This is a genomic window from Dyella thailandensis, assembly GCF_050749815.1.
Taxonomy (GTDB): domain Bacteria; phylum Pseudomonadota; class Gammaproteobacteria; order Xanthomonadales; family Rhodanobacteraceae; genus Dyella_A.
In genome coordinates this window covers 3,865,184-3,890,550 of the sequence record NZ_CP192735.1, presented here as the reverse complement: position 1 = coordinate 3,890,550, position 25,367 = coordinate 3,865,184, and the positions used below count along the sequence as shown (strand labels likewise).

Sequence of the window (25,367 nt, the reverse complement as noted above, 5' to 3'; positions counted from 1 at the left end):
GGCCTCAGCCGCAGCCTTCAACGTAATCGATTTGCGGCGGCACGCCGACGCGCCAGCGCGTCACCTTACCGGTAGCGTCGGTTTCGAACACCAGCGCACTCTTGTCATCGGGTGAGGCGACACGCAGGTACTGCGCACCGGCCACGTACTTGTGCGGTGTGGCCTGCACGCGATCGCCGTACCGCGCACGGATGCCAGCCACGTCCATGCCGACCTTGCCACCCCCAGGCGCGGCCTCTTTCGCCGTGCCGACGTCATAGCGGGCGAAGCGCCCCTGCTCGAACAGGAAGCCGAAATCGCGCGGTTGCTTCACCCACACCGGGCGCAGCACGGAGCAGCCGCCGGCCGCATCCACGGTACCGGCCAGATCGCCTTGCCAGGCGCGCCGGAAGGCGGCCTCGTCCATGCCGAAGCGCATGTCGCCATAGCCATCGAAGCGGGGCAGGCCGTCGCTGGACTGGCCGTTCCCTGTCGCACGTTCGGTGGAACGTGCAGCGGGTGCTGCCATGACCGTGGTCGACGGCGTGGGCGCGCTTGCGGTAGCCGACGGTGTCCGCTCCGCGCCCGCTCCGGACTGCCCGCTGCAGCCAGCGAGCGTCGCCGCCAGCAGCGCGATCAGCGTCGCGGCTTTCATGCCTGCTCCGGGTCGAAGTGCTTCGCGATGCCCTGCCAGCAGGTGTAGTAGTCGTCCTGCAGCCCCGGCGCCGACAGCGCCTGCGCCGTCGGGCGAATCACCTTGCGGGTCTCGAACATGAAAGCCATGGTGCCGGTGAGGTGGTCCGGCTGGCTCACGTCGGCGGCGCTGGCTTTCTCGAAGCTGGCCGCATCCGGGCCGTGGCCGCTCATGCAGTTGTGCAGGCTCATGCCGCCCGGCGCGAAGCCGCCGGCCTTGGCGTCGTAGGCACCTTCGATCAGGCCCATGAACTCGCTCGCCACGTTGCGATGGAAGTACGGCGGACGGAACGTGTGCTCGGCCACCAGCCAGCGCGGCGGGAAGATCACGAAATCCATGTTGGCCGTGCCGGGCGTGTCGCTGGGCGAGGTGAGCACGGTGAAGATCGACGGGTCCGGATGGTCCACGCTGATCGAGCCGACCGTATTGAAGCGGGTGAGGTCGTACTTGTACGGCGCGTAGTTGCCGTGCCAGGCGACCACGTCCAGCGGCGAGTGGCCGATCTCGGCCTGCCACAGCGCACCCTGAAATTTCGCGACGAGCTTGAAGTCCCCCTCGACGTCCTCGTAAGCCGCCACCGGCGCCAGGAAGTCGCGCGGCAGCGCCATCGAGTTGGCGCCGATCGGCCCCAGATCCGGCAGCCGCAGCAGCGCGCCGAAGTTCTCCGCCACGTAGCCGCGCGCCTCGCCGTCCAGCAGCTCCACGCGGAAACGCACGCCGCGCGGAATCACCGCGATCTCCAGCGGCGCCACGTCCAGCACACCGAACTCGGTGGCCAGCCGCAGGCGACCGAGCTGCGGCACGATCAGCAGCTCGCCGTCGGCGTCGTAGAAGAACCGGCCCTGCATCGAGCGGTTCGCCACGTAGACATGCATGCCCACACCGCCCTGCTCCGCCGCCCCGCCGTTGCCGGCCATGGTGACCAGGCCGTCGAGGAAATCAGTGGGCGCCTGCGGCATCGGCCACGGATCCCAGCGCAGCTGGTTGGGCGTGGCGGGCGCCTCGTCGAAGCGATTGTGGAACGTGGCATGGTCGAGCGGCGCGAACGGCTTGTGCATCGCCGCGGGGCGGATGCGGTACAGCCAGCTGCGCCGGTTCTCGCGCCGCGGCGCGGTGAACGCGGTGCCGGAGAGCTGCTCGGCATACAGGCCTTGCGCCACGCGCTGCGGCGAGTTCTGCCCGGTGGGCAGCACGCCGGCCAGCGCCTCGCTGGCGAACTCGTTGCCGAAGCCGGATTGGTAGTCGGTGCTGACCATCGTCGACATGCTCGATGCCTTTGCTTTTAAAGCCCCTCTCCCGTCGGGAGAGGGGTTGGGGTGAGGGTTCGGTTTTCGCAGGCGCTCAGGATGGACGCAAGCACCTTCTCGGTGTTTTGAAGAGCCTCATTGTCCCAGTAACGCAGCACCCTGAGGCCGACGGATTCGAGGAAACGGGTACGAGACGTGTCAGCGGTTTCGTTATGTTGCGAACCATCGAGCTCCACAACCAACTTGCACGCCTCGCAGTAGAAATCCACCACGTATGGTGGCACCGGATGCTGACGTCGAAACTTCAACCCATCCAGCCTTCCTGCGCGCAGGTAGAACCAGAGCTTTTGCTCAGCGTCTTTGCCGACTCGCCGAAGAGTACGTGCCTGCTGCTTTTTCAGCGTGGGCAGCGGTGGCTTGATGCGTTCTGGCATGAGCGTACCCTCTCCCCACCCCTCTCCCGGAGGGAGAGGGGCTCAAATCAGAGCACCCCGCGCTTCATCTGGTCGCGTTCGATCGACTCGAACAGCGCCTGGAAGTTGCCCTCGCCGAAGCCTTCGTTGCCCTTGCGCTGGATGATCTCGAAGAAGATCGGGCCGATGCAGTTCTGGGTGAAGATCTGCAGCAGCTTGCGCTGCTTGGTGTCCGGGTCGGCGTCGATCAGGATCTTGTTCGCGCGCAGGCGCGGCACGTCCTCGCCGTGGTTGGGGATGCGCATGTCGATCACGTCGAAGTACGTATCGGGCGTGTCGAGGAACTCCACGCCCTGCGCGCGCATCGCCTCCACCGTGGCGTAGATGTCATCGGTGAAGCAGGCGATGTGCTGGATGCCCTCGCCGTGGTACGCGTCGAGGTACTCGTTGATCTGGCTCTTCGGGTCGGTGGACTCGTTGAGCGGGATGCGCACGATGCCGTCCGGCGCGGTCATCGCCTTGGACACCAGGCCGGTCTTGGCGCCCTTGATGTCGAAGTAGCGGATCTCGCGGAAGTTGAACAGGCGCTCGTAGTAGTCCGACCACTTCTGCATGTTGCCGAAGTAGAGGTTGTGCGTGAGGTGGTCGATGAAGGTCAGCCCGAAGCCGGCCGGATTCTGCTCGGCACCCGGGATCGGCTCGTAGTCGCCGTCATAGATGCTGCCGGCCGCGCCGTAGCGGTCCACCAGGTACAGCATGCAGTCGCCGATGCCCTTGACCACGGGCGCCTTCACCGCGCGGGTGTCGGCCTTGTGCTCCACCGCTTCGCCGCCGTTGCCGAGCACGGTGGCCAGCACCTCGTCGCCGGATTTCTTGAAGCGGATCGCGAAGCCGCAGGCGCTGGGGCCGTGCTGGGCGGCGAAATCGGCGGCAAAGGAATCGGGCTCTTCGTTGAGCAGGAAGTTCACCCCGTTCTGGCGGTAGACGGTGATCGCACGGCGCTTGTGGCGCAGCACCGCGGTGAAGCCCATGCGCTTGAACAGGTCGTGCATTGCGGCGGCCTGATCGGCCGGTGCGGCGAACTCGACGAACTCGAAGCCGTCGATGCCCATCGGGTTCTCGAACGTGGTGACCTGCATGCCGAGGTTGGGCTGGGTGACGTTGGGTTGGGCGGTCATGGCGCTCTCCTGCGTTGGCTGCGCTAATGTCACGGATGCGGCCCGCGCCAGCATCACCTGCCGGCGGCAAAAGCCGCATGAGCCCACCGTTATAGTTACATGTGTAACCAATTGCAAGGAGCGTCGCCGCAGTGCCCACCCCCCGCAAAGCCACGCCGCCTGGTGTCCAGCACGCCCCGCTTGAGCTGGAGCACTTCCTGCCCTACCGGCTCTCGATCCTCTCCAACACGATCAGCCAGGGCATCGCCAACGACTACCAGAAGCGCTACGACCTGAGCATGACCGAGTGGCGCGTGATGGCCGTGCTGGCGCGCTACGAGGGCTTGTCCGCGCGCCAAGTGGCCGACCGCACGGCGATGGACAAGGTCGCCGTGAGCCGCGCCCTGGCGCGACTGGTCGAGGCGGGCCGGGTCAGCCGGCACATGGACGACAACGACAAGCGCCGCTCGGTGCTCGACCTCACCGAGGAAGGCTGGGCCATTCACGAGGTGGTGGCGCCGATGGCGCGCGCGCGCGAGCAGGAGGTGCTGCAGAAGCTCAGCGAGGAGGAGCGCCATTGGCTGGGACGGATCCTCGACAAGCTGCAGGACCGCGCCACCGCCTGAGGCACGTGCGGCCCGCTCGCCTCACTTCACCCCGTGCATCAACCGCGCGATCAACGGCGCCGCCAGGAACAGCAACGCCCCAGGGATCACCAGCAGCCAGAAACTGAAGGTGAAGCCGCTGAGCGCCGAGGCCACGGTCATCCCGCTCTCGCCGCTGACGTGGCCGGCGAAGATGCCTGACAGGTTGTTGCCGATGCCGGTGGAGAGGAACCAGCCGCCCATCGCGAAACCCACCATGCGCGCCGGCGCCAGCTTGGTGGTCATCGACAGGCCGATCGGCGACAGGCACAGCTCGCCGATCACCTGCATCACGTACACCAGCACCAGCGGCCAGAACGGGATGTGGCCGGTGCCGTCGACCAGTTGCGACAGCGCAAACATCAGCACCACGAAGGCCAGCGCATTGAACAGCAGCCCCAGGCCGAACTTGCGCGGGATCGACGGCTCGGCGCCACGCGCATCCATCCAGCCCCAGGTGATCGACACCAGCGGTGCCAGCAGCACGATCGCCAGCGGCGCGACCGACTGGAACCAGCCAACCGGGAACACCCAGCCGCCGAACATCTCCCGGTCCACCAGGTTCTGCGCCAGGAAGTTGAACGAGCTGCCGGCCTGTTCGTAGAACATCCAGAACAGCACGTTGAAGGCGAAGATCAGCAGCATCGCGATCACCCGGTCACGCTGCACGCGTCCGGCACGGATGCCTTCCACCAGCAGCATCAGCGACAGCGCCACGAACATCGCGCTGAGCAGCCACTGCAGGGCGATCGCACCGGTCTTGGCCATCAGCAGGTAGACCAGCGGAATCGCCAGCACGCAGCCGATTGCCACATACGCTACGCGCACCAGCGACGCCTGCTCCGGTGCCGGCCGGCCGACACCCTTGAGCTGGCGCCGTCCCCAGGCAAACCACGCCAGGCTCACCAGCATGCCCAAGCCCGCGGCCAGGAACACCGCCTTGTAGTTCTGCTGCAGCGGCGTGCCGCTGAGGTAACTGGCCAGCCAGCCGGTGACCAGCGGCGCCACCAGCGCACCGCCGTTGATGCCCATGTAGAACAGCGTGAAGCCGCGGTCGCGGCGCGGATCGCCCTGCCCGTACAGCTGCCCGACCATCGAGGAGATGTTCGGCTTGAACAGGCCATTGCCGACGATCACCGTGGACAGCCCGAGCAGGAACACGTCCTGGTCCGGCCACATGATCAGGAACAGGCCGCTGGCCATCACCACCGCGCCGAGCAGGATCGAACGCTGGTAGCCGATCACCTTGTCCGCCACGTAGCCGCCGAACACCGCCGCCGCATAGACCAGTGCCAGATACGCGCCGTAGGTGCGGCTGGCATACGCCTGGCCCGCCGGATCGCCGCCGAAGAACTGCGCCACGATGTACAGCGTGAGCGCCCAGCGCATGCCGTAGAAGGCGAAGCGCTCCCAGAACTCGGTCATGAACAGCATCCACAGCGGACGCGGATGGCCCAGCGTCTGCGGGAAGTCCGGCGCGTTCGGTGCCGTCGCGGCTTGATCGGTCATGCAGCCCCCTGATTCGCAAAATATTGCGAAACCGTAGCTGGTCGGGATGGCGAATGCACCCCGGATGCCCGAAAACCCGGACGCAGCAGAAGATGAGGACTCCAGCGCCTGCCCGGCGCCCCTTGCCGGCCATGTAGGAGCGCACCCTGTGCGCGACGTGCTCTTGGCTTCGATGTCGATCAGGAGCAAGAGCATTCGCGCACAGGGTGCGCTCCTACAGGTTCTTCGCCAGGCTCACTTCACCCCGTGCATCAGCCGGTTGATCAGCGGCGACACCAGCAGCAGGAACGCGCCCGCACCGGCGAGCAGCCAGAAGCCGAAGGTGAAGCCGCCCAGCGCCGAGGCGGCGGTCATGCCCGTGCTGCCGCTGATCGAGCTGGCCAGCAGGCCCGATAGATTGCCGCCCACGGCGAGCGAGAGGAACCAGCCGCCCATCGCCGCGCCGACCAGACGCGGCGGCGCCAGCTTGGTCACCATCGACAGGCCGATCGGCGACAGGCACAGCTCACCGGTGGTCTGCAGCACGTAGCAGGCCGCCAGCGGCCAGAACGGGATCAGCCCGGCCGGCCCGAGCAGCTTCGACAGCGCGAACATCAGCACGGCGAAACCGAGGCCGTTGAAGATCAGCCCCAGGCCGAACTTACGCGGGATCGACGGCTCCTTGTTGCGCTTGGCCAGCCAACCCCACACCAGGGTGAGCGGCGGCGCCAGCGCGAGGATCGCCAGCGGGCTTACCGACTGGAACCAGCCCACCGGGAACGTCCAGCCACCGAACATCTTGCGGTCGACCAAGTTTTCGGCGAGGAAATTGAACGAGGTGCCGAGCTGGAAATAGAACATCCAGAACAGCACGTTGAAGGCGAAGATGATCAGCATGGCGATCACCCGGTGCACTTGCACCTTGTCGTGCCGCGCCGCCTCGACCAGCAGCAGCACGGAGATGCCGATGAACAGCAGGCCAAGCATCCACTGCAGTCCGATCGGGCCGATCTGCGAGAGCAGCCCGTAGATCACCGGCACCGCCAGCAACGAGCCCGCGATCACGCCCACCGTGCGCCCCGGCCCGGTCTTTTCCGCCGCCGGGCGGCCCACGCCACCGAGGCTGCGCCGGCCGAACCAGAACCAGAAGAAGCTCAGCACCATGCCCACGCCGGCGGCCAGGAACACCAGCTTGTAGTTCTGCTCCAGCGCGGTGTCGGTGAAGTACGCCGCCATCCAGCCGGTGAGCAGCGGCGCGATGAAGGCGCCGGCGTTGATGCCCATATAGAACAGCGTGAAGCCGCGGTCGCGGCGCGGATCATCCTTGCCGTAGAGCTGGCCGACCATCGAGGAGATGTTCGGCTTGAACAGGCCGTCGCCCACGATCACCAGCGCCAGCCCGAGCAGGAACACCGGCTTGGTCGGCACCGCCAGCGCGAACAGGCCCGCCGCCATCACCGCCGCGCCGATCAGGATCGAGCGCTGGTAACCGATCAGCTTGTCCGCCACGTAGCCGCCGAAGATGCCGGTGGCGTAGATCAGCGCGGTGTACGCGCCGAAGATGCCGCTGGCCCACGCCTGGCCCGACGCGTCGCCGTGGAAGAACTGCGCCACGATGTACAGCGTCAGCGCCCAGCTCACGCTGTAGAACGCGAAGCGCTCCCAGAACTCGGTCATGAACAGCATCCACAGCGGACGCGGATGGCCGAACAGCTGCGGGAAGTCGGGCGCCGCGGTGGCGGCGTCTTGGCGATCGGTCATAAGTGATGTCACCCCAGGAAAGTCGACCGATCGTGCCAGACGCGGGCCGCCGCGTCAGCCGTGAGGGATGCTTTGACTAGCCATGGGGACGCAAGGTCGTGCGCACCTCGAACAGCTCGGGAAAGAATTCCAGCTCCAGCGCCTTCTTCAGAAACGCCACGCCGGACGAGCCGCCGGTACCGCGACGGAAGCCGATGATCCGCTGCACCGTGCGCATGTGGCGGAAGCGCCACAGCTGGAACTGGGTCTCCAGGTCGACGAAGTCCTCGCACAGCGCGTATTCGCGCCAGTAGCGGTCGGTGTCGCCGTAAATTCGTTCGAACACCGGCAGCAGCGCCACGTCGGCTACATGCGGCTCGCTCCAGTCGCGCTCCAGGTGCTTGACCGGCACGGCGTGATCGAAGCGGGCAAGATAGCGCAGGAACTCGTCGTACAGGCTCGGCGCCTCCAGCACCGCGCGCAGCTGCGCCTGCCCTGCAGGATCATGGTCGAACACCTTGAGCATGGCCGCGTTCTTGTTGCCCAGCACGAACTCCATCACGCGGTACTGCAGCGACTGGAAGCCGGACGACGGCCCCAGCGTCTCGCGGAACTCCAGGTATTCCGACGGCGTCATCGTCTCCAGCACCGCCCACTGCTCGATCAGCTGACGCAGTACCGACTTGCAGCGCGCCAGCACCTTGCGCACCTGCCACACCTGGTCGCGCTGCAGGAAATCGATCGCCGCGCGCAGCTCGTGGATCATCAGTTTCATCCACAGCTCGCTCACCTGGTGCTGCACGATGAACAGCATCTCGTCGTGGTGCGGCGGCACGCTGCGCGGCTGCTGCGCCGACAGCAGCACGTCCAGCCGCAGGTAGCCGCCGTAGGTCAGGCGCCCCTCCAGGTCGGTTTCAATGCCCGCTTCCAGATCGCGCCGGTTGTCCGTCATGACCGCGTCATTCCCCGTCAAAACCCGCATGGTAGCGGCTCACCCGGGCGCATCCGTACCGGCGCGCATGCTGCGCTGTACCTTGCGACGCAACATCCCCGCCTGCTATCAATTGCAGGATTTTTTGGGACATTTGCGTGCCTGCGGGTGTTTCCCCGACCCGCGCCCTGCCGCCTCCCGAGCCCCTTTTGCCCACTTTCGGAGCGACTCGTGTCGATTGCCGCCAAGTTTGAGATCGAATACCTGCAGTACCTCGATGCCGAGGGCAAGCAGGTCCGTGACGACCTGCCCGCGTTCGCGCAGGACCTCGACCATATGGTCGAGCTGTACAAGCTGATGATGTCCACCCGCGTGTTCGACGCCAAGTCGATCGCGCTGCAGCGCACCGGCAAGCTCGGCACCTACGCCAGCTGCCTGGGGCACGAGGCCGCCCACGTCGGCATCGGCTCGGCGATGAAGCCCGAGGACGTGCTGGCGCCTAGCTACCGCGAGTACGGCGCCCAGTTGTACCGCGGCGTGCGCCCGCGCGAGGTCTACATGTACTGGGGCGGCGACGAGCGCGGCAACGACTACCAGAACGAACCGGCGCGCCACGATTTCGCGTGGAGCGTGCCGATCGCCACGCAGTGCCTGCACGCAGCAGGCAGCGCGCTGGCGTTCAAGATCCGCGGCGAGAAACGCGTGGCGGTGTGCACCATCGGCGACGGCGGCTCTTCCAAGGGCGACTTCTACGGCGCCATCAACATCACCGGCGCGCAGAACCTGCCGATGGTGGCGGTGATCGTCAACAACCAGTGGGCCATCTCGGTGCCGCGCAAGATCCAGTCGGGCGCGCCAACACTGGCGCAGAAGGGCATCGCTGCGGGCCTGTATTCGATCCAGGTGGACGGCAACGACATCATCGCCGTGCGCAAGGCGATGGAAGACGCGCTGGAGCGCGCCCGCAACGGCGAGGGTGGCAGCGTGATCGAGGCCGTCACCTACCGCCTTGGCGACCACACCACCGCCGACGACGCACGCCGTTACCGCGGCGAGCAGGAAGTGAAGGACGGCTGGGCGAAGGAGCCGATGAAGCGCCTGAAGAACTGGCTGGTGGCCAAGGGCGTGTGGGACGACGCCAAGGAAGAAGCCTGGAAGGCCGAGTGCGACGAGTGGATGGACAACGAGGTGAACGCCTACCTCGAAACCAAGACGCAGCCGGTGTCGGCGATGTTCGACTACACCTTCGCCGAGGTTCCCGCCGACCTCGCCAAGCAGCGCGACTACGTGCTCGCTCTCGAAACCACGCCGACCAAGGGTCACTGAGTCATGGCACAAATCACTCTTATCGAAGCGGTCACCCAGGCGCTCGCCTACGAAATGAAGCACGACGACTCGGTCGTGGTGCTGGGCGAGGACGTCGGCGTCAACGGCGGCGTGTTCCGCGCCACCCAGGGCCTGCAGGAAAAGTTCGGCGAGCTGCGCGTGCTCGACACGCCGCTAGACGAAACCACCATCGCCGGCGTCACCGTCGGCCTGGCCGTGCAGGGCATGAAGCCGGTCGCCGAGGCGCAGTTCGAAGGCTTCATCTACCCGATGATGGAGCAGATCGCCTGCCACGCCGCGCGCCTGCGCAATCGCACCCGCGGCCGCCTCACTGTGCCGGCCGTGTGGCGCGCCCCGTGGGGCGGCGGCATCCGCGCACCGGAGCACCACTCCGAGGCGAACGAGCACCTGTTCACCAACATCCCCGGCCTGCGCGTGGTGATGCCCTCCTCGCCCGCGCGCGCCTACGGCCTGCTGCTGGCGGCGATCCGCGATCCGGATCCGGTGATGTTCTTCGAGCCCAAGCGCATCTACCGCCAGTACAAGGAAGAGGTGCCGGACGACGGCGAGGCGCTGCCGCTGGACGTGTGCTTCGTGCTGCGCGACGGCACCGACGTGACCCTGGTGACCTGGGGCGCGCAGGTGAAGGAATGCCTGGAAGCCGCCGACGAGCTGGCCCAGGCCGGCATCAGCGCCGAGGTGATCGACGTGGCCACGCTGACCCCGCTGGATTTCGACACCATCGCCGAATCGGTGCAGAAGACCGGCCGCTGCGTGATCGTGCACGAGGCGCCGAAGACCGCAGGCTACGGCGCCGAGATCGCCGCGCGCCTGAGCGAGGAATGCATGTACGACCTGCTCGCGCCGGTCGAGCGCGTCACCGGCTTCGACACGCACATCCCGCTGTTCCGCCTGGAAATGAAGTACCTGCCGAGCGTGGAGCGCATCGTCGATGCAGCCAAGCGCACGCTGGCCGCCAGCTGACCCTCAAAGCCGCAACTGAAACGCACGTCATTCCCGCGCAAGCGGGAACCCATTTTGATCTTCGCCCAGCGAAACAATGGATTCCCGCTTTCGCGGGAATGACGGCAAAAGAAACCGAGATTTCTCCCGCCTGCGCGACACGCGCCAGACAACGGAAAACCACCATGGCTGACATCAAGACGTTCTACCTCCCCGACCTCGGCGAAGGCCTGCCCGACGCCACCGTGGTCGAGTGGCACGTGAAGGAAGGCGACAGCATCAAGCTCGACGCCCCGCTGTGCTCGATGGAAACCGCCAAGGCGGTGGTCGACGTGCCCTCGCCCTACACCGGCAAGGTCACCAAGCTCTACGGCGCCCCGGGCGACATCATCGAGACCGGCGCCGCGCTGGCCGACTTCGAGCCCGATCCGAACGCCAAGCAGCGCGCCGAGGCCGAGTCCACCGGCCACCACCACGGCCCGAAGAAGAGCGTAGGCAGCCCCGCGCCGGACGACGGCGGCCGCGTGGTCGCCTCCGACGAGGGCGGTGAAGTAGAAAGCGGCAACGGCGATCGCGAAGACGAGGGCACCGTGGTCGGCGCGATGGTCAGCGGCAGCCACGTGCACGTCGAGCAGGCGGCCAGCATCGGCGGCGTCAAGGCCGTACCGGCCGTGCGTGCGCTGGCCAAGAAGCTCAAGGTCGATCTGTCCCGCGTGCGCCCGACCGGTGCCGATGGCGTGGTCACCATGAAGGACGTCAAGGACGCCGCCGCCAACGGCAGCGCCCCGCTCGGCGCCGCCCCGGCCCGCGCCGTACCCGCCTCGGCCGGCCGCCATCTGGCGCCAGAGCTGCCCGAACCCGGCCCGGCGCCCTCACGCACCACCACCTCGCTGGCCGGCAAGCCGGTGCGCACCGCGCCGCCGTCGCAGACCGCCAGCGGCCAGCCGGAGCAGCTCAAGGGCGTGCGCCGCAACATGGCGCGTGTGATGGCCGAGGCCCACGCCAACGTGGTGCCGACCACCCTGGTGGACGACGCCGATCTGCACGCCTGGATCGGCAAGCAGGACATCACCGCCCGCCTGGTGCGCGCGATCGTCGCCGCCTGCAAGGCGGTGCCGGCACTCAATGCCTGGTTCGACGGCAAGAACCTCACCCGCACGCTGCATCCGCACGTGGACATCGGCATCGCCGTGGACACCGAGGACGGCCTGTTCGTGCCGGCCCTGCGCAACGCCGACATGCTCGACGGCCACGGCGTGCGCGCCGCGATCAAGCGCCTGCGCACCCAGGTGGAAGACCGCTCGATCCCGTCGTCGGAGCTGTCCGGCTACACCATCAGCCTGTCGAATTTCGGCATGTTCGCCGGCCGCTACGCCACCCCGGTGGTGGTGCCGCCGACGGTCGCGATCATCGGCGCCGGCAAGCTCAGCCACGACGTCGTGGCGGTGATCGGCGGCATCGAAGTGCACCGTCGCATGCCGATCAGCCTGACCTTCGACCACCGCGCCGCCACCGGCGGCGAAGCCGCGCGCTTCCTCAAGGCACTGCTGGACGACATGGCGCAGCCGCACTGATCCGACGGATCGTGAGCTAGAAGGCCCGGGAGGTTCACGCCTCCCGGGCCTTTGCGTTTCTGCGGCACCCCGCCCTCCTGTAGGAGCCCGCTCGCGGGCGATGCTGTTGGCTCTGATGCCACATCGAAGCGAGGAGCATCGCCCGCGAGCGGGCTCCTACAGCAGGGAGGCCCTCAGTAGTCGCGCACGTCCAGCAGCACCAGCTGCCGCGCCGAGGTGTCGGGCGACAGTTCCGGCCACGGGCTGGCTGCCAGCATCGCCGTGCCGGCGGCCCACGGCTCCCCATCGAGCAGGGCTTCGTGGGTGGTGGCGTCGTCACCCGAGCGACGATGGAGCAGGTGGATCCAGTGCAACTGCGGAGCGAGCGCGAGCTGGCTCACCGCCTGCTGCAGGGCGAGCGCGGCGTCGGTCGGCATCGGCTGCGGCTCGGCGGCGGAAGGTCGCGTCACCAGCGGACCGATGAATACGTCCCAGGTGCGCACGCCGATGTCCCACGTGGCGATGCGCATGCGCCGGTCGTCGGTGAGGTACCAGCACGCGGCCAGCAGCAGGTGGAAGCTGGACTGCTCGAACGCCGCCAGCGCCTCACGCGCGTCGGCGCCGGCGAAGCTGTCCTCGATGCAGCGATCCTCCGCCACCACCACGTCGACATCGAGCCGGCCGGGCTCACCGGCCGCACCGGCCTGCCAGTGCGCGCGGATCGCCGGGAAGTCGCCGTCGGTGAGCAGCCAGCCGTCCTCGTCCGGTTCCAGCTCCACCTCGTGGCGTTCGAACAGTCGGCGCAAGGCGCTCTGCAACGCGGCGTCATCCATCGTTATTCCTTCTCTTGGTCAACGGCATCGGCCGGCGGCGCCAGGTCGCGCCAGGTGAGGTACACGCGCAGGTCGAACTCGCGCTGGTGGTAGTCCGGCAGCATGTGCTCGCACAGCTGGTAGAACGCCTTGTTGTGGTCCAGTTCCTTCAGGTGCGCCAGCTCGTGCACCACGATGGTTTCCAGGAACGCGGCCGGCGCCTGACGGAACACCGAGGCCACGCGGATCTCCTTCTTTGCCTTCAGCCGGCCGCCGTGCACGCGCGAAATGGCCGTATGCAGGCCCAACGCCTTCTTCACCACGTCGAGCTTGGCGTCGTAGAGCACCTTGTCGATGCCCGGCGCGTTGCGCAGATAGGCCTGTTTCAGTTCCATGGTGTAGGCATACAGCGCCTTGTCACTCTGCACCGCGTGGCGCTCGGGATAGCGCGCAGCGAGATGATCGCCCAGTTGCCCCGCCTGCAGCAGGGCACGCACCTGATCCTGCAGATGGTCGGGATAGCCCTGGAGGTAGCGCAGCATGGTCACCGGGGCATTGTCGCATCCCGACCGCAGCGCTCACGCAAACAGCGCGCCGGCCCAGGTGCAGGCAAGCACCAGCGCCAGCCCGGCGATCACCGGCTGCGCGAACGCGCGGCCACCGCCCAACACGGCGACCACGGCCTTGGACACGGTGTTGGTGGTCAGCGCCAGCAGGATCGGCCACATCGCCTGGTGCGGAGCGATGGCGCCATCGGCAGCGAGCGAGGCGAACGACACCGCCGGCGCATGGGTGTCGGCGAAGCCGGCCACAGAGGCGGCCACCAGCAGACCGCGCTGACCCAGCCAGGCCTGCAACGCGGCGGCGACGAGCTGCACCAGCGCGATGGTCGCGCCGAGCACCAGCGCGCTCTTCACGCTGAAGGCCGCGGCACCGGCCTCGATGTCGGCGCCCGGCTCGCCGTCGCGGCTGCGCCAGACCACGATGGCACCCACCGCCGCTGCCGCTATGCCGCCGGCCAGCAGCGGCACCGCCAGCACTCGCAGCGTAGGCGCGTGGGTCACCGCCAGCACCGCCGCCATCTGCGCGAACGTGGCGACGGTGGACAGCACCGCCGCCGCTACCGCACGCGGCCGCTGCGCGGGAGCGCCGCGCGCGCGCGAACCCATCACGCCGATGGTGGCCGTACTGGAGACAAAGCCCGAGAGCAGCCCGGCCAGCGGCAGACCCACCGAGCTGCCCAGCCAGCGCAGCAGCACGTGGGCGAGCGCGCCGATCGCCATGACCAGGATCACGATGATCCAGATCGTGCGCGGATGGATCGCATCGAATGGCCCGATCGCACGATCCGGAATCAACGGCAGCACCATCAGCGTGGCCGCAGCGAGCACCAGCAGGTTGTTGAGCTCCGCCGTCGTCAGCACCCCGCGCACGAAGCGGTGCAGCCACTCGCGCGAGGCCAGCAGTGCGGTGATCGCCACGCCTACGCCGGCCGCCAGCAGCGGATGGCGCGTGGCTAGCGCGCCCAGCGCCAGGCAGGCCAGCAGGCTCGCTTCGGTGGTGAGACCCGGATCGCCGCTGCGATCGCGCGCGTAAGCGATGCCGACCAGCACGGTCAGCGCCAGCATCGCCGCCACCACCAGCCACGGATCGAGCGCGGCGCAGATGGCGCCGAACAGCGCCACCACGGAAAACGTGCGGATGCCGGCTACCGTCTGCTGTGCATCGGTGCCTTTGCGGCGCTCGCGCTCGGCGCCCATCAGCAGGCCGATGCCCAGCGCCACGGCGAAGCCGGTCCAGGGCGTCATCGCACGCACCCGCACGCTGGCGCGCGTCGAGCGCACGGCTGGGTGGGAAAGCGTGTCGATCGAACCGGATGCACGGCGCGCCTCGCGTTGCCGATGGCGGGCAGCGTCCCGCCCTCGCCGGATGATGCCGCAGCGAAAGGGGCGTGTCTGCGCCTCAGCGGCGCGTGCGACCCCACAGTTGCTGGCGCATGAGCAGGCCCACCAGCAGCACCGCCACGCAGGCGCCGTAGCCGTACAGCGCGGGCAGCACCTGCTGCCAGATCGCGCCGCTGGAGCGGCCGAACTGCGCCACTGGCGGCAGTTGCACCGCCTCGTAGCCGAGCACCGCCGCGGTCACCGTGGCGGCCACCGCGAGCAACAGCACGGCCACGTCGAAACTGCGACGTCCCGCCGTGCGCGGCAGGCTTTTCGGATAGGCGAAATAAGCCCAGCCGAGGATCACCAGCCAGGGCGCAAGCAGCAGCAGAGCGAGGTAACGCATCGAAGGAACTCCGATATCGGCCGGCAGCATGTGGGCCGGCACGGCAAAGAAAGAGGGCTCAGTCCTGCGCGGCGAGCTGGTCGAGCGCGTGGCGCAGTCGCTCCAGCGCGAGGTCAGCCGCATCCGTGCCGGGACCGATCTCCAGTCGCGCCACGGCCACGCCGTCGAGCTCCAGCATGGTGCCGTCGGCCAGGGTCTGCACCACGGCGGACGCACCACCGAGCGTGCGCAGGCGCTTCTGCAGGGCGCCGGCCGCCTTGGGATCGTCGAACGGCTGCGACAGCAGCAGCTCTTCGCCGTCGCCGGAGAACAGGCGGAAGCGGAAGCGACCGTCGCCGTCGCGGAAGCTGGCGAAGCGCGGCGGCTTTTCCGCCTTCGGCACCGACGCCGCCACGGGTGCAGCAACAGCGACGGCTTCACCGGAACGCAGGCCGATCGCGTCGCGCAGTTCGGCAATCAGCGGCACGGCGATGGCACGCGCCTTCCTGGCGCCTTCCTGCAGGATCGCCTCGATCTGCGCGGGCCTCGCCATCAGCTCGTCGTAACGCGCGCGCATCGGCGCCACGTCCGTCTCGATGCGCTCGAACAGCACCTGCTTGGCCTCGCCCCAGCCGATGCCCTCCTCCAGCGCGGTGCGGAAGGCCTGGCTCTCCGCCTCGCTGGCGAACGCACGGAAGATGGTGAACAGCGCCGAGCTGTCCGGGTCCTTCGGTTCGCCAGGCAGGCGCGAGTCGGTGACGATGCGCAGGATCGCCTCGCGCATGCCCTTGGCGCCCGCGGCGAACAGCGGAATGGTGTTGTCGTAGCTCTTGGACATCTTGCGCCCGTCCAGGCCGGGCAGCGTCGCCACCTGCTCCTCGATCAGCGCCTCCGGCAGCACGAAGAAGTCGCGGCCGTAGATGTGGTTGTAGCGCTGCGCGATGTCGCGCGCCATCTCGATGTGCTGGATCTGGTCGCGGCCCACCGGCACCTGGTGTGCGTTGAAGGCGAGGATGTCCGCGGCCATCAGCACCGGGTACATGTAGAGCCCCGCGGTGATGCCGGCATCGGCGTCCTCGCCCTCGGCCACGTTCTTGTCCACCGCCGCCTTGTACGCGTGCGCGCGGTTGAGCAGGCCCTTGGCGGTGACGCAGGTGAGGAACCAGGTCAGCTCGGGGATCTCCGGGATGTCCGACTGCCGGTAGAACGTGACGCGCTCCGGGTCCAGCCCCGCGGCCAGCCACGTCGCGGCGATCTCCAGCCGCGAGCGCTCGATGCGCGCGGGATCGTCGCTCTTGATCAGCGCGTGGTAGTCGGCCATGAAGTAGAACGCGTCCACCTCGTCGCGGCGGCTGGCGGCGATCGCCGGGCGGATCGCGCCGACGTAGTTGCCCAGGTGCGGTGTGCCGGTGGTGGTGATGCCGGTGAGGACTCGGGTCTGCATGCGTGCGCGATCGTGCTCAGTGGATCAGGGTGGACTTGCCGAACAGCGATTCGACCAGGTCCACCGCGAGCTTCGCGGTCTGGTTGCGCTTGTCGTAGGCGGGGTTGAGCTCGACGATGTCGAGCGAGCCGAGGCGGCCGGTGTCGGCGATCATCTCCATGCACAGCTGCGCCTCACGGTAGTTCGGGCCGCCGCGCACCGTGGTGCCCACGCCCGGCGCGATGGTCGGGTCGAGGAAGTCCACGTCGAAGCTCACGTGCAGGTGGGTGTTGGCGTCGATGCCGGCCAGCGCTTCTTCCATCGTGCGCTTCATGCCGTTCTCGTCGATGTGGCGCATGTCGAACACCTGCACCTTGGCATCGCGGATCAGCTGCTTCTCCATGTCGTCCACCGAGCGGATGCCGATCTGCCGGAACACGTCCGGCGTGGTCGCCGGCACGTGGCCGCCGACCTCGACCAGTTCCTTCGGGCCGTTGCCGCACAGGCAGGCCACCGGCATGCCGTGGATGTTGCCCGAGGGCGTGGCCAGCGCGGTGTTGAAATCCGAGTGGGCGTCCAACCACAGCACGCGCAGAGTCTTGCCCTGCGCGCGGCAGTGCGCGGCGACCGCGGCGATCGAACCGATCGCCAGGCAGTGATCGCCGCCGAGCATGACCGGCAGATGGCCAGCCGCCAGCTCCGCGTGCACGGCATCGAAAACGCCGCGGTTCCACGCGGCCACTTCGGCCAAGTGGCGATAGCCTTCCACCGGCGGCTGCCAGGGGTTCATCGGTCCGGCGACGTTGCCGCGGTCGACCACATTCAACCCGCGCTTGGCCAGCTTCTCCGCCAGCCGCGCCACGCGCAGCGCTTCCGGCCCCATCGAGGCGCCGCGGTGGCCCGCGCCGATGTCGGTGGGAACGCCGATCAGGGAAATGCTCTGCTTGCTCATGCTGCCTCGTCGTGTCGATCGCGCCACGTGGCGGGCATCCGCACGATGCGCCTGCGCGCAAGGAGGGGGATGATCAGGCGAGGCGGGCAACGACCCGCGCACCCGGGTACCACTGGCGCGACGGTGGTGCCGGCAGCAGGAATCGAACCCGCGACCTACTGATTACAAATCAGTTGCTCTACCAACTGAGCTATACCGGCGTAAGCGGCGATTCTAACAGGCGCCAGGGACTTAGGTCGCGGTGCCGGTTCAGAAGCAGCCGGTGCTGTGCGAGCCCACGCCGAGCGCGCGGATGCGCTGGCGCCATGCCGCCGGATCGGCGTCGGCCACCACCACGTCGAGCCAGTATTCGGGCACCGTCTCCACCCGTTCGGTCATCTGCGCGGGGAAGCCGGCCGCCACCACCTGGTCGCGGCGCTTGCGCGCATTCGCCGGATCCTTGAACAACCCCAGCGAGATCGTGTTGGGCTGCCCACCGGAGCTCACCACGAAGTAGTCGTCGATGTGCGCATCGCTCAGTCGCTGCGCCTGCGCCAGGGCCTGGGCGCGACTGGCCTGCGCGGGGAGGTACACCCACCAGCCGCGCGACTGCTGCGACTGCTCCTGGCGCGAGCGGCTGCGCGCCGTCTGCGATTCCAGCTTGCTGCGTGCGCTGCGCAGCGCCTGCAGGCTGGCGAACGGGCCCAGCGCCATGCAGCGGTAGCTGGCGGCGGTGGGCTCCGGCGCGCTGGACGGCGCGGATGGCACGGACGCCGCCGCGCTGGCATCGGCCAGCGTCGAGGACGCGGACAACGGCGCGGGCGCCGAAGCCGCTGCCACGAGATCGGGCCGCTCGGTCAGCAGATGCAGCACCGGCACGCCCGGATCGGTGACGCTGCGCACATGGACGTCGTCCTGGCCCAGCACCAGCCAGGCGCCCACGGCGATATTGAGCGCGATCAGCAGCACGAACAGAAGACGCAGGAACATCGACATCCCTCAGGCAGGCTCCGGTGCAGTCTAGTGGCCGGCCGCGGACGGAACCGCGACGCGGCTCCACACGTCCAGCCCGCGCAGCACGCCATCGGCGAACAGTTCGCTGGGCAGGTCGACCAGCGAGCGCAGGCTGGCCGCATCGCCGCCGCCGAACAGCAGCCGCGGCGCGCCGAGCTGCGGCGCCACCTGCGCGGTGAACCGCTCCACCAGCGCAGCGCAGGCGCCCCAGCAGCCCGAGGCCACCGCATCGGCCGTGTTGTCCGCCAGCGTGGTGACCACTCCGGCCTGTTCGGGCCGTACGCGTACGGTGGCACCCAGCAGCGACTGCTGCATCAATTGCGGACCGGGCGCGATGACGCCGCCCAGATGGGTGCCGTCGCCGGCGAGCGCATCCAGCGTCAGCGCCGTGCCCACGCCCACCAGAACGCACGGCGAACGGCCTTCGGCATGCGCCGCCACCATGGCCAGAAAGCGATCGACGCCGAGCCGCTGCGGCTCGGCGTAGGCGCTGCGTATCCCGCACGCGGCGGCAGGACTGCGCACCCACTGCACCTCGCGCGACAGCATGGCGATCGCCTGGGCAGCGACCAGCGCCTCGCGCGCGTCGTCCACGACCGAGGCGCCCAGCACCGTATCGGCCGGTGGCAGCGCGCGCCATGCTTCGCGCAAGGCATCGGCCACCGGATCGGACCAGGCCACGGCGCCATGCGCCAGTTCGCCGGTGGCGTCGCGGGCGGACCATTTCAGGCGCGTGTTGCCCAGATCCAGCAGCAGCCTCATGCGCGGCGCACCGTGACGTCGGCGCTGTCCACCGCCCGCGTGCTGCCGTCGGCAAGCCGTACCAGCAGAGCGCCACGGGCGTCGACGCCGGCCCCGGTGCCGAGGAAATCGCCGTGCGCGCCGGTGAGGCTCAGCGGCACGCCGTGCAGGAGGTCGTGGGTGACGTAGTCGTCGACGAAGGCGGCGAAGCCGTACCGCTCGAATTGCTGCAGGCCATCGGCCAGGGCCTGCACCAGCGCAGCGGCCATGGCATTGCGCGACGGCGGCCGCCCCCCGCACAGGCCCGCCACATCGGCCACCGGCTGTCCGGCCTGCTCACGCAGCGCGTCGGTGAGGCGCAGGTTGAGGCCGATGCCGATCACCGCGGCGCAGGGCCCCTGATACTCACCGCTGAGCTCCACCAGGATGCCGGCCAGCTTGCCCTGCGGGGTGAGCACGTCATTGGGCCACTTCAGGCCCGCGCCTTGGACGCCCGCGGCCGTCAGCGCCCGCAGCACGATCACCCCGACCGCCAGCGACAGCCCGGACAGGCCCGCCAGCCCGCTGTCGAAGCGCTTCAGGCAGGACATGTAGAGGTTGAGCCCCGGCGGCGACAGCCAGGTGCGTCCGCGACGACCGCGGCCGGCGGTCTGCGTTTCGGCGAACACCACGCTGAGGTCGGCGGCCGTCGGTCCGCGGCGCTGCAGCTCGCTGGAGGTGGAATCGAGCTCCCAGTGCACCTCCAGCGCGCCCAGGCGCTCGCTGCTGGACCGGTCCATCGCGGCGCGCATGCGCTCGGCGTCCAGCAGCTCCACCGGCCAGGGCAATCGGTAGCCGGCGCTGCCGCGCGATTCGATCGGCAGGCCGCGGGCGCGCAGCGCCTCGATCTGCTTCCAGATGGCGGCGCGAGTCAGCCCGGCCGATTCGGCCAGCCGGGCGCCGGAGACCGGTTCGCCGGAGGCCAGGGCGGCAAGCAAGTCAACGGCGTGCATGGGTCGTGCCCGCCGCTGGCGGGAAGAGGGACAAAGGCATGGGCGGCATTCTATCGCGCGCGGCGCGGAGCGCCGCCGGGAAGCGGCCGCGACACTGGCACGCGCCAACGCTTTCTGTCACGCTCCGACGTCTGTTCATGCGAATCAAGGGGTTGAGTCGCCATGAGTCCCACACGCTGGATTATCGGCTGCACCTTGGTCGCGGCGGTCTCCTCGCCGGCCATGGCGGCGCGCGCCGCAGGCGACATGGGTACGCAGGACCTCGGCCAGCGCACCGGCACCAGCGCGCGCACCCGCACCATCGACAGTGGCGCCACCGGCGGTGGCGATCTTTCCGGCACGACCAGCAGCCACGCCAGTGACGCGCCGGCGAGCGCAAGCAGCGAAAGCGGCGATGGCGACCGGTCCGGTTCGTTGCCGGTGAGCACGGGCGATCGGCAGGCGCCGGCGCCGCACTCCAACGTCGGCTGGCAGTCCCTGCTGCCCGGGTCGATCCAGTAACTTCCGCGCAATCCGCGCGCTCGCGAGCGCGCCAGGTCGCCCGTCATCCCGGCGTCCGGCTCACCCCGGCGGCAAGGTCACGCTGAAGCGGGCGCCGCCGAACTCGGCCGAGCGGTCCACCGCCAGCTCACCCTGGTAGGCCCGCACGATGTCCTGCACGATGGACAAGCCGATGCCGTGGCCCTGCACGCGCTCATCGCCGCGGACGCCGCGCTGGAGCACCCGGTCGACCTGATCGGGCTCGATCCCCGGGCCGTCGTCTTCCACGCTCATCAGCAGTCCCGGGCGCTGCTTGCCGGCCTGCGGCAGCGCCTTGACCACCAGCAGCACGCGATGGCGCGACCACTTGAAGGCGTTCTCCAGCAGGTTGCCCATCAGCTCGAGCAGATCGCCCTGTTCGCCGTAGAAGGCTACGCCTTCGTCGATCTCGAACTCGCACAGCACGTTCTTCGCGGCGTAGACCTTTTCCAGGCTCTGCACCAGATCCTCGGCGTGGCCGCCGATGGGAATGGCGGTGGCGAATGGCTGGCGGCCGGTGGTGGCGGCGCGGGCGAGCTGATAGGCCACCAGCTCGTCCATGCGGCGCACCTGATCGAGCACGTCATGGGCCAATGTCGGCGCCTCGCTGGAGGACTCCAGCCGCGAGCGCATCACCGCCAGCGGCGTCTTCAGACTGTGCGCGAGGTCCGCCAGCGTGTTGCGGTAGCGCGTGCGCTGCTCACGCTCGCTCTCGATGAAACCATTGATGCGTTCGGTGAGGCCGGTGAGCTCCAACGGATACTGGCTGTCGAGCGAATCGCTCTTGCCACGCTCGACCCGGCTCATGTCGGCCGCCACCTTGCGCAGCGGAGTGAGGCTCCAGCGCAGCAGCAGCATCTGCAGCACGATCAGCATCACGCCCAGCGTGGACAGATAGATGATCAGCGAGCGCCGGTAGGTGGCGTTTTCGCCCTGGAACTGGTCCTCGGTCTGCGCCACCGTGAAGGTGATCGGCACCTGCTTGTCGTCCTGCGACTCGAACACCACGCCGTAGCTGTAGTAGTACAGCCGGCCCATGCGGGTGTCGATTGGACCGACGAAGCGCGTTTCGCCCGGCGGCAGCTTCGCCAGGAAGCTGAAATCGCGGCCGATCGCCGAGGACGATTCCCAATGGAAGCCATGCTCGCCTTCCGCCACCGCGTACAGCCCGGAGCCGGGCCGCGAAAAGCTCGGATCGGGCGAGGAGTACGGCAGCAGCAGGCGGCCGTTGCGGCCCACGTCGATCAGCGCGAGATAGGCCAGTACGTCGTTTTCCAGCCGGTCACGCAGGCCGCTGAGCGCGGTCTGGTATTTGGCCTGGGACAGGGTGACGCCGATGATGCCGAGGAAGCCGGCCAGCGCCAGTCCAGTGGCCAGCGCCGCGCGCGCCGCCAGCGAGAGCGGGCGGCGCGGCGGGGGCCGCTCAGTCTTCGTCGCCGTCGCTGCGGGGGATGGCAAAGCGGTATCCGCGTCCACGCACGGTCTCGATGGGCTTGATGGTGCTCTCGGGGTCGAGCTTGCGGCGCAGGCGCCCGATGAACACTTCGAGCACGTTGGAGTCGCGGTCGAAGTCCTGCTGGTAGATGTGTTCGGTCAGGTCGGCCTTGGAGACCAGCTCGCCGGCATGCAGCATCAGGTACTCGAGCACCTTGTATTCGTAGCTGGTGAGGTCGACCGGCTTGCCTTCGACCGACACCGTCTGCGCGGTGGTGTCCAGCTTGATCGGGCCGCACGCCAGCACCGGCTTGGACCAGCCGCTGGCGCGACGCACCAGCGCGTTGATGCGCGCCAGCAGTTCCTCGACGTGGAACGGCTTGACCAGATAGTCGTCGGCGCCGTGCTTGAGGCCTTCCACCTTGTCCTGCCAGCCGCCACGGGCGGTCAGGATGAGGATGGGATAGCGCTGGCCGGCCTCGCGCAGCGACTTGATCAGATCCATGCCGGACATCTTGGGCAAGCCCAGGTCGATGATCGCCAAGTCGAACGGCACCTCACGCCCCAGGTACATGCCTTCCTCGCCGTCCTGCGCGGCATCGACGGCGAAGCCATCGCGCTTGAGGCGCGCGGCGAGGGTCTCGCGCAGCGGCGCCTCGTCCTCCACCAAAAGGATGCGCATCAGTGTTTCTCCTTGTTGCCCCGGCCGTTGCCGGCCGGATTCTTGGTTGACTGGGTGGGGGCCGGGCGTTTTTCCGGCTCGGCGGGTATGGCCAGTGTGCGCACATAGCCGCCGGGCGTGAGCACCTTGATGCGGTACTCGGTCCGGCGCCCGAACTCCCGGCGATCGGCTGAAAGCACCCTGCCCCCCGTGTCGTGCTGCACCTTCTCCACCGCCTGATCCAGGCTCAGCCCGGACTCCTGGCGTGCCCACAGCGGAGCTGCCGCCATCAGCAGCGGCGCAGCCAGAAGGCGCGACAGCATAAGCGTCTTGGATGTCATGCGTTCGTGATCCGACCGCCGGCGGGGAACCCGGCGTGCTGCGAGGTTAAGGCGCCCGGGCTGAATAGTGGCCCGAACACGGCGGCTTGTCATGCCGCGACGCGCACCGGATCGAGCGCCTGCTCCAGCAGGCTCCAGCCGGCTTGCGGCAGGTGCGCGCCCTCGCTCAGCACGCGGCGGAAACTGCGCGCGCCGGGCTGCCCCTGATAGAGCCCGAGCAGGTGCCGGGTGATGTGCTTGATCGCGGTACCACGTGCCAGCTCGGCCTCGACGTAGGGACGCAGGTGCGCCAGCACCGCCTCGCGCGTGGGCAGCGGCTCGCCAAACAGCGCCGACTCGACCTGCGCCAGCAGGTAGGGATCGTGATAAGCGGCGCGACCGAGCATCACCCCGTCCACCGCATCCAGATGCGCACGCACCTCGTCCACCGAGGTAATGCCGCCGTTGATCACCACCGTCAGCGCGGCGAACTCGCGCTTGAGCTGGTACACCCGGCCGTAGTCCAGCGGCGGGATCTCGCGGTTCTCCTTTGGGCTCAGGCCCTGCAGCCAGGCCTTGCGCGCGTGCACCACCAGCACGGTGACGCCCGCGGCGACCATCGTCTCGGTGAAGCGCTGCAGGTCGGCATAGTCGTCCTGGTCGTCCACGCCGATGCGGCACTTCACCGTCACTGGAATGGCGAAGCCAGCCGCCGCCACCGCTTCGCGCATGGCCCGCACGCACTGCCCGACCAAGGCCGGCTCCAGCATCAGGCAGGCGCCGAAGCGCCCGGACTGCACCCGGTCGGACGGGCAGCCGACGTTGAGGTTGATCTCGTCATAGCCGGCCTCGGCGCCGAGCACCGCCGCGCGCGCCAGTTCCACCGGATCGCTGCCGCCGAGCTGCAGCGCCACCGGATGCTCCTGCTGGCTGTGCTCGAGCAGACGCAGCTGGCCGCCGCGCACCAGCGCCGCACTGGTCACCATTTCCGTATACAGCCGCGCCCGCGGCGAGAGCAGACGATGGAAATAGCGGCAATGGCGGTCGGTCCAGTCCATCATCGGGGCCACGCAGACGCGCCAGGGCGCATCAACGCGGCTCTGTGCGGCAGCGGCAGGTGCAATAGCAGTCATCTGACCATTGTAAGGGCCTCCCGACCCGGCTTGGGCCCACCTGGCCGCCGATGGCATAATGTCGCGCTGACTTCCGATCCCCGCAGCGACCGCGCACCCTGCGCCGTCGCGCGTCCGGCCACCCCGCCGGCTCCTCCCATTCGAACGGTATCAACCATGGTGGCATTGGCGACCGAGCACGTGATCGACGTGCATCACTGGAACGACACGCTCTTCAGCTTCCGCACCACCCGCGACCCGGGGTTCCGCTTCGAGAGCGGGCACTTCGTGATGATGGGGCTGGAGGTGGACGGCCGCCCGCTGATGCGCGCGTATTCCATCGCCAGCGCGCACTGGGAAGAGCACCTGGAGTTCTTCTCGATCAAGGTGCCGAACGGGCCGCTCACTTCGCGCCTGCAGCACCTCAAGCCCGGCGATCCGGTGATCGTCAGCCGCAAGCCCACCGGCACGCTGGTGCTCAACGACCTCAAGCCCGGCAAGCACCTCTACCTGCTGGGCACCGGCACCGGGCTGGCGCCGTTCCTGAGCATCATCCGCGACCCGGAAACCTACGAGCGCTTCGACAAGATCGTGTTGGCCCACGGCGTGCGCCACGTCAGCGACCTCGCCTACGCCGACTACCTGCAGCACGAACTGCCGCAGCACGAGTACCTGGGCGAGCTGGTGCGCGAGAAGCTCATCTATTACCCCAGCGTCACCCGCGACACGTTCCGCAACCAGGGTCGCATCACCGACGCCATCGTCGATGGGCAGATGAGCGAGACGCTGGGCCTGCCGCCGCTCAACCCCGAGACCGACCGCGTGATGCTCTGCGGCAGCCCGGCGATGCTGGACGACCTGTGCGCCCTGCTCGACGGCCGCGGTTTCCAGGCCTCGCCGCGCACGCGTGAGCCGGGCGACTACGTGATCGAGCGGGCGTTCGTCGAGAAGTAACGCCTCGCCGTCACCGGCCGCAGTCGACGAAGACGTGTAGGGTGGCGTTTC

26 protein-coding genes and 1 tRNA gene are annotated in these 25,367 nt (G+C 68.5%); 6 read left to right on the top strand and 21 right to left on the bottom strand.

The genetic code is table 11. The features are described from left to right. Positions 1–4 precede the first annotated feature (4 nt). The 4 genes from ACQVBX_RS17705 to hppD are packed head-to-tail and all read right to left on the bottom strand — an operon-like array spanning position 5 to position 3,511. Positions 5–634 carry a lectin gene (locus ACQVBX_RS17705; protein ID WP_431635776.1) on the bottom strand — a complete coding sequence of 210 codons (630 nt, stop codon included), beginning with the start codon at positions 632–634 and terminating at the stop codon, positions 5–7. Further along, positions 631–1,929: a homogentisate 1,2-dioxygenase gene (gene hmgA, locus ACQVBX_RS17700; protein ID WP_431638225.1), complete on the bottom strand. Its 1,299-nt coding sequence runs from the start codon at positions 1,927–1,929 to the stop codon at positions 631–633. Before hmgA ends, ACQVBX_RS17705 begins: the two co-directional genes overlap by 4 nt. Before the next feature lie 26 nt (positions 1,930–1,955). Beyond that, positions 1,956–2,354 carry an endonuclease domain-containing protein gene (locus ACQVBX_RS17695; protein ID WP_431635775.1) on the bottom strand — a complete coding sequence of 133 codons (399 nt, stop codon included), beginning with the start codon at positions 2,352–2,354 and terminating at the stop codon, positions 1,956–1,958. A gap of 47 nt (positions 2,355–2,401) precedes the next feature. Further along, positions 2,402–3,511, bottom strand: coding sequence for a 4-hydroxyphenylpyruvate dioxygenase (hppD, locus tag ACQVBX_RS17690; RefSeq protein WP_431635774.1), 1,110 nt, complete (start codon positions 3,509–3,511; stop codon positions 2,402–2,404). A gap of 131 nt (positions 3,512–3,642) precedes the next feature. On the opposite strand from hppD, the gene ACQVBX_RS17685 reads away from it, so the two are divergent. Next, a complete protein-coding gene (locus ACQVBX_RS17685) occupies positions 3,643–4,116 on the top strand; it encodes a MarR family winged helix-turn-helix transcriptional regulator (protein ID WP_431635773.1) in 474 nt (157 codons plus the stop codon). A 21-nt stretch (positions 4,117–4,137) separates the two neighbouring features. On the opposite strand, the gene ACQVBX_RS17680 is transcribed toward ACQVBX_RS17685, so the two are convergent. The 3 genes from ACQVBX_RS17680 to ACQVBX_RS17670 form a co-directional block, all read right to left on the bottom strand. Then, positions 4,138–5,643, bottom strand: coding sequence for a peptide MFS transporter (locus ACQVBX_RS17680; protein WP_431635772.1), 1,506 nt, complete (start codon positions 5,641–5,643; stop codon positions 4,138–4,140). Positions 5,644–5,877: 234 nt separating this feature from the next. Continuing rightward, on the bottom strand, positions 5,878–7,383 hold the full coding sequence (locus tag ACQVBX_RS17675; RefSeq protein WP_431635771.1) for a peptide MFS transporter: 1,506 nt from the start codon (positions 7,381–7,383) through the stop codon (positions 5,878–5,880). 76 nt (positions 7,384–7,459) lie between these two features. Then, on the bottom strand, positions 7,460–8,314 hold the full coding sequence (locus ACQVBX_RS17670) for a tryptophan 2,3-dioxygenase (protein WP_431635770.1): 855 nt from the start codon (positions 8,312–8,314) through the stop codon (positions 7,460–7,462). A gap of 210 nt (positions 8,315–8,524) precedes the next feature. Here ACQVBX_RS17670 and pdhA point away from each other — a divergent pair, with 210 nt between their 5' ends. From pdhA to ACQVBX_RS17655, 3 genes are all read left to right on the top strand, one after another. After that, positions 8,525–9,619, top strand: a complete 1,095-nt coding sequence (pdhA, locus tag ACQVBX_RS17665; RefSeq protein WP_431635769.1) for a pyruvate dehydrogenase (acetyl-transferring) E1 component subunit alpha — start codon at positions 8,525–8,527, stop codon at positions 9,617–9,619. A gap of 3 nt (positions 9,620–9,622) precedes the next feature. After that, positions 9,623–10,603: an alpha-ketoacid dehydrogenase subunit beta gene (locus ACQVBX_RS17660; RefSeq protein WP_431635767.1), complete on the top strand. Its 981-nt coding sequence runs from the start codon at positions 9,623–9,625 to the stop codon at positions 10,601–10,603. A 164-nt stretch (positions 10,604–10,767) separates the two neighbouring features. After that, positions 10,768–12,156 (top strand): dihydrolipoamide acetyltransferase family protein, encoded by a 1,389-nt coding sequence (locus ACQVBX_RS17655; RefSeq protein WP_431635766.1) that lies wholly within the window; start codon positions 10,768–10,770, stop codon positions 12,154–12,156. A gap of 173 nt (positions 12,157–12,329) precedes the next feature. Here the strand turns inward: ACQVBX_RS17655 and ACQVBX_RS17650 are convergent, their stop codons facing one another. The 10 genes from ACQVBX_RS17650 to ACQVBX_RS17605 all read right to left on the bottom strand — a co-directional run bounded on the left by ACQVBX_RS17650 (position 12,330) and on the right by ACQVBX_RS17605 (position 20,316). Further along, positions 12,330–12,968, bottom strand: coding sequence for a DUF6348 family protein (locus tag ACQVBX_RS17650; RefSeq protein WP_431635765.1), 639 nt, complete (start codon positions 12,966–12,968; stop codon positions 12,330–12,332). A 2-nt stretch (positions 12,969–12,970) separates the two neighbouring features. Then, positions 12,971–13,495: a M48 metallopeptidase family protein gene (locus tag ACQVBX_RS17645; RefSeq protein ID WP_431635764.1), complete on the bottom strand. Its 525-nt coding sequence runs from the start codon at positions 13,493–13,495 to the stop codon at positions 12,971–12,973. A 30-nt stretch (positions 13,496–13,525) separates the two neighbouring features. Continuing rightward, positions 13,526–14,755 carry an MgtC/SapB family protein gene (locus ACQVBX_RS17640; RefSeq protein ID WP_431635763.1) on the bottom strand — a complete coding sequence of 410 codons (1,230 nt, stop codon included), beginning with the start codon at positions 14,753–14,755 and terminating at the stop codon, positions 13,526–13,528. Positions 14,756–14,909: 154 nt separating this feature from the next. Continuing rightward, a complete protein-coding gene (locus ACQVBX_RS17635) occupies positions 14,910–15,236 on the bottom strand; it encodes a hypothetical protein (protein ID WP_431635762.1) in 327 nt (108 codons plus the stop codon). A gap of 58 nt (positions 15,237–15,294) precedes the next feature. Then, positions 15,295–16,659, bottom strand: coding sequence for a tryptophan--tRNA ligase (locus ACQVBX_RS17630; RefSeq protein ID WP_431635761.1), 1,365 nt, complete (start codon positions 16,657–16,659; stop codon positions 15,295–15,297). Between the two features lie 16 nt (positions 16,660–16,675). Beyond that, positions 16,676–17,590 carry an arginase gene (rocF, locus tag ACQVBX_RS17625; protein ID WP_431635760.1) on the bottom strand — a complete coding sequence of 305 codons (915 nt, stop codon included), beginning with the start codon at positions 17,588–17,590 and terminating at the stop codon, positions 16,676–16,678. A gap of 124 nt (positions 17,591–17,714) precedes the next feature. After that, positions 17,715–17,790, bottom strand: a tRNA-Thr gene (locus ACQVBX_RS17620). A 49-nt stretch (positions 17,791–17,839) separates the two neighbouring features. Further along, positions 17,840–18,559, bottom strand: coding sequence for an SPOR domain-containing protein (locus tag ACQVBX_RS17615; RefSeq protein WP_431635759.1), 720 nt, complete (start codon positions 18,557–18,559; stop codon positions 17,840–17,842). A gap of 30 nt (positions 18,560–18,589) precedes the next feature. Further along, the gene (locus tag ACQVBX_RS17610; protein WP_431635758.1) at positions 18,590–19,345 is read right to left on the bottom strand and encodes a type III pantothenate kinase; all 756 of its coding nucleotides are present in this window, start codon (positions 19,343–19,345) and stop codon (positions 18,590–18,592) included. Beyond that, complete coding sequence (locus ACQVBX_RS17605) at positions 19,342–20,316, bottom strand: biotin--[acetyl-CoA-carboxylase] ligase (protein WP_431635757.1); 975 nt, start codon at positions 20,314–20,316, stop codon at positions 19,342–19,344. The genes ACQVBX_RS17610 and ACQVBX_RS17605 overlap by 4 nt, the downstream gene beginning before the upstream one ends. A 162-nt stretch (positions 20,317–20,478) precedes the next feature. Here ACQVBX_RS17605 and ACQVBX_RS17600 point away from each other — a divergent pair, with 162 nt between their 5' ends. Continuing rightward, positions 20,479–20,817 (top strand): hypothetical protein, encoded by a 339-nt coding sequence (locus tag ACQVBX_RS17600; protein ID WP_431635755.1) that lies wholly within the window; start codon positions 20,479–20,481, stop codon positions 20,815–20,817. Positions 20,818–20,877: 60 nt separating this feature from the next. Here the strand turns inward: ACQVBX_RS17600 and ACQVBX_RS17595 are convergent, their stop codons facing one another. The 4 genes from ACQVBX_RS17595 to dusA form a co-directional block, all read right to left on the bottom strand. Next, a complete protein-coding gene (locus ACQVBX_RS17595; protein ID WP_431638224.1) occupies positions 20,878–22,293 on the bottom strand; it encodes an ATP-binding protein in 1,416 nt (471 codons plus the stop codon). Beyond that, positions 22,259–22,951 carry a response regulator transcription factor gene (locus tag ACQVBX_RS17590; protein ID WP_431635754.1) on the bottom strand — a complete coding sequence of 231 codons (693 nt, stop codon included), beginning with the start codon at positions 22,949–22,951 and terminating at the stop codon, positions 22,259–22,261. The genes ACQVBX_RS17595 and ACQVBX_RS17590 overlap by 35 nt, the downstream gene beginning before the upstream one ends. After that, positions 22,951–23,271 (bottom strand): PepSY domain-containing protein, encoded by a 321-nt coding sequence (locus tag ACQVBX_RS17585; protein WP_431635753.1) that lies wholly within the window; start codon positions 23,269–23,271, stop codon positions 22,951–22,953. Before ACQVBX_RS17585 ends, ACQVBX_RS17590 begins: the two co-directional genes overlap by 1 nt. Positions 23,272–23,360: 89 nt before the next feature. Beyond that, positions 23,361–24,383, bottom strand: coding sequence for a tRNA dihydrouridine(20/20a) synthase DusA (dusA, locus tag ACQVBX_RS17580; protein WP_431635752.1), 1,023 nt, complete (start codon positions 24,381–24,383; stop codon positions 23,361–23,363). A gap of 156 nt (positions 24,384–24,539) precedes the next feature. On the opposite strand from dusA, the gene ACQVBX_RS17575 reads away from it, so the two are divergent. After that, entirely contained in the window at positions 24,540–25,316 is a 777-nt protein-coding gene (locus tag ACQVBX_RS17575; protein WP_431635751.1) for a ferredoxin--NADP reductase, read from the top strand. Positions 25,317–25,367 lie beyond the last annotated feature (51 nt).

What these genes read in the sequence shown, in the direction of transcription:
- ACQVBX_RS17680 (WP_431635772.1), bottom strand. Translation starts at nt 5,643, where the DNA reads ATGACCGATCAAGCCGCGACGGCACCGAACGCGCCGGACTTCCCGCAG.
- ACQVBX_RS17650 (WP_431635765.1), bottom strand. Translation starts at nt 12,968, where the DNA reads ATGGATGACGCCGCGTTGCAGAGCGCCTTGCGCCGACTGTTCGAACGC.
- ACQVBX_RS17675 (WP_431635771.1), bottom strand. Translation starts at nt 7,383, where the DNA reads ATGACCGATCGCCAAGACGCCGCCACCGCGGCGCCCGACTTCCCGCAG.
- ACQVBX_RS17630 (WP_431635761.1), bottom strand. Translation starts at nt 16,659, where the DNA reads ATGCAGACCCGAGTCCTCACCGGCATCACCACCACCGGCACACCGCAC.
- ACQVBX_RS17655 (WP_431635766.1), top strand. Translation starts at nt 10,768, where the DNA reads ATGGCTGACATCAAGACGTTCTACCTCCCCGACCTCGGCGAAGGCCTG.
- ACQVBX_RS17695 (WP_431635775.1), bottom strand. Translation starts at nt 2,354, where the DNA reads ATGCCAGAACGCATCAAGCCACCGCTGCCCACGCTGAAAAAGCAGCAG.
- ACQVBX_RS17600 (WP_431635755.1), top strand. Translation starts at nt 20,479, where the DNA reads ATGAGTCCCACACGCTGGATTATCGGCTGCACCTTGGTCGCGGCGGTC.
- hmgA (WP_431638225.1), bottom strand. Translation starts at nt 1,929, where the DNA reads ATGGTCAGCACCGACTACCAATCCGGCTTCGGCAACGAGTTCGCCAGC.
- ACQVBX_RS17705 (WP_431635776.1), bottom strand. Translation starts at nt 634, where the DNA reads ATGAAAGCCGCGACGCTGATCGCGCTGCTGGCGGCGACGCTCGCTGGC.
- ACQVBX_RS17640 (WP_431635763.1), bottom strand. Translation starts at nt 14,755, where the DNA reads ATGACGCCCTGGACCGGCTTCGCCGTGGCGCTGGGCATCGGCCTGCTG.
- hppD (WP_431635774.1), bottom strand. Translation starts at nt 3,511, where the DNA reads ATGACCGCCCAACCCAACGTCACCCAGCCCAACCTCGGCATGCAGGTC.
- ACQVBX_RS17585 (WP_431635753.1), bottom strand. Translation starts at nt 23,271, where the DNA reads ATGACATCCAAGACGCTTATGCTGTCGCGCCTTCTGGCTGCGCCGCTG.
- ACQVBX_RS17610 (WP_431635758.1), bottom strand. Translation starts at nt 19,345, where the DNA reads ATGAGGCTGCTGCTGGATCTGGGCAACACGCGCCTGAAATGGTCCGCC.
- ACQVBX_RS17605 (WP_431635757.1), bottom strand. Translation starts at nt 20,316, where the DNA reads ATGCACGCCGTTGACTTGCTTGCCGCCCTGGCCTCCGGCGAACCGGTC.
- ACQVBX_RS17575 (WP_431635751.1), top strand. Translation starts at nt 24,540, where the DNA reads ATGGTGGCATTGGCGACCGAGCACGTGATCGACGTGCATCACTGGAAC.
- ACQVBX_RS17635 (WP_431635762.1), bottom strand. Translation starts at nt 15,236, where the DNA reads ATGCGTTACCTCGCTCTGCTGCTGCTTGCGCCCTGGCTGGTGATCCTC.
- ACQVBX_RS17670 (WP_431635770.1), bottom strand. Translation starts at nt 8,314, where the DNA reads ATGACGGACAACCGGCGCGATCTGGAAGCGGGCATTGAAACCGACCTG.
- rocF (WP_431635760.1), bottom strand. Translation starts at nt 17,590, where the DNA reads ATGAGCAAGCAGAGCATTTCCCTGATCGGCGTTCCCACCGACATCGGC.
- dusA (WP_431635752.1), bottom strand. Translation starts at nt 24,383, where the DNA reads ATGACTGCTATTGCACCTGCCGCTGCCGCACAGAGCCGCGTTGATGCG.
- ACQVBX_RS17615 (WP_431635759.1), bottom strand. Translation starts at nt 18,559, where the DNA reads ATGTTCCTGCGTCTTCTGTTCGTGCTGCTGATCGCGCTCAATATCGCC.
- ACQVBX_RS17590 (WP_431635754.1), bottom strand. Translation starts at nt 22,951, where the DNA reads ATGCGCATCCTTTTGGTGGAGGACGAGGCGCCGCTGCGCGAGACCCTC.
- ACQVBX_RS17660 (WP_431635767.1), top strand. Translation starts at nt 9,623, where the DNA reads ATGGCACAAATCACTCTTATCGAAGCGGTCACCCAGGCGCTCGCCTAC.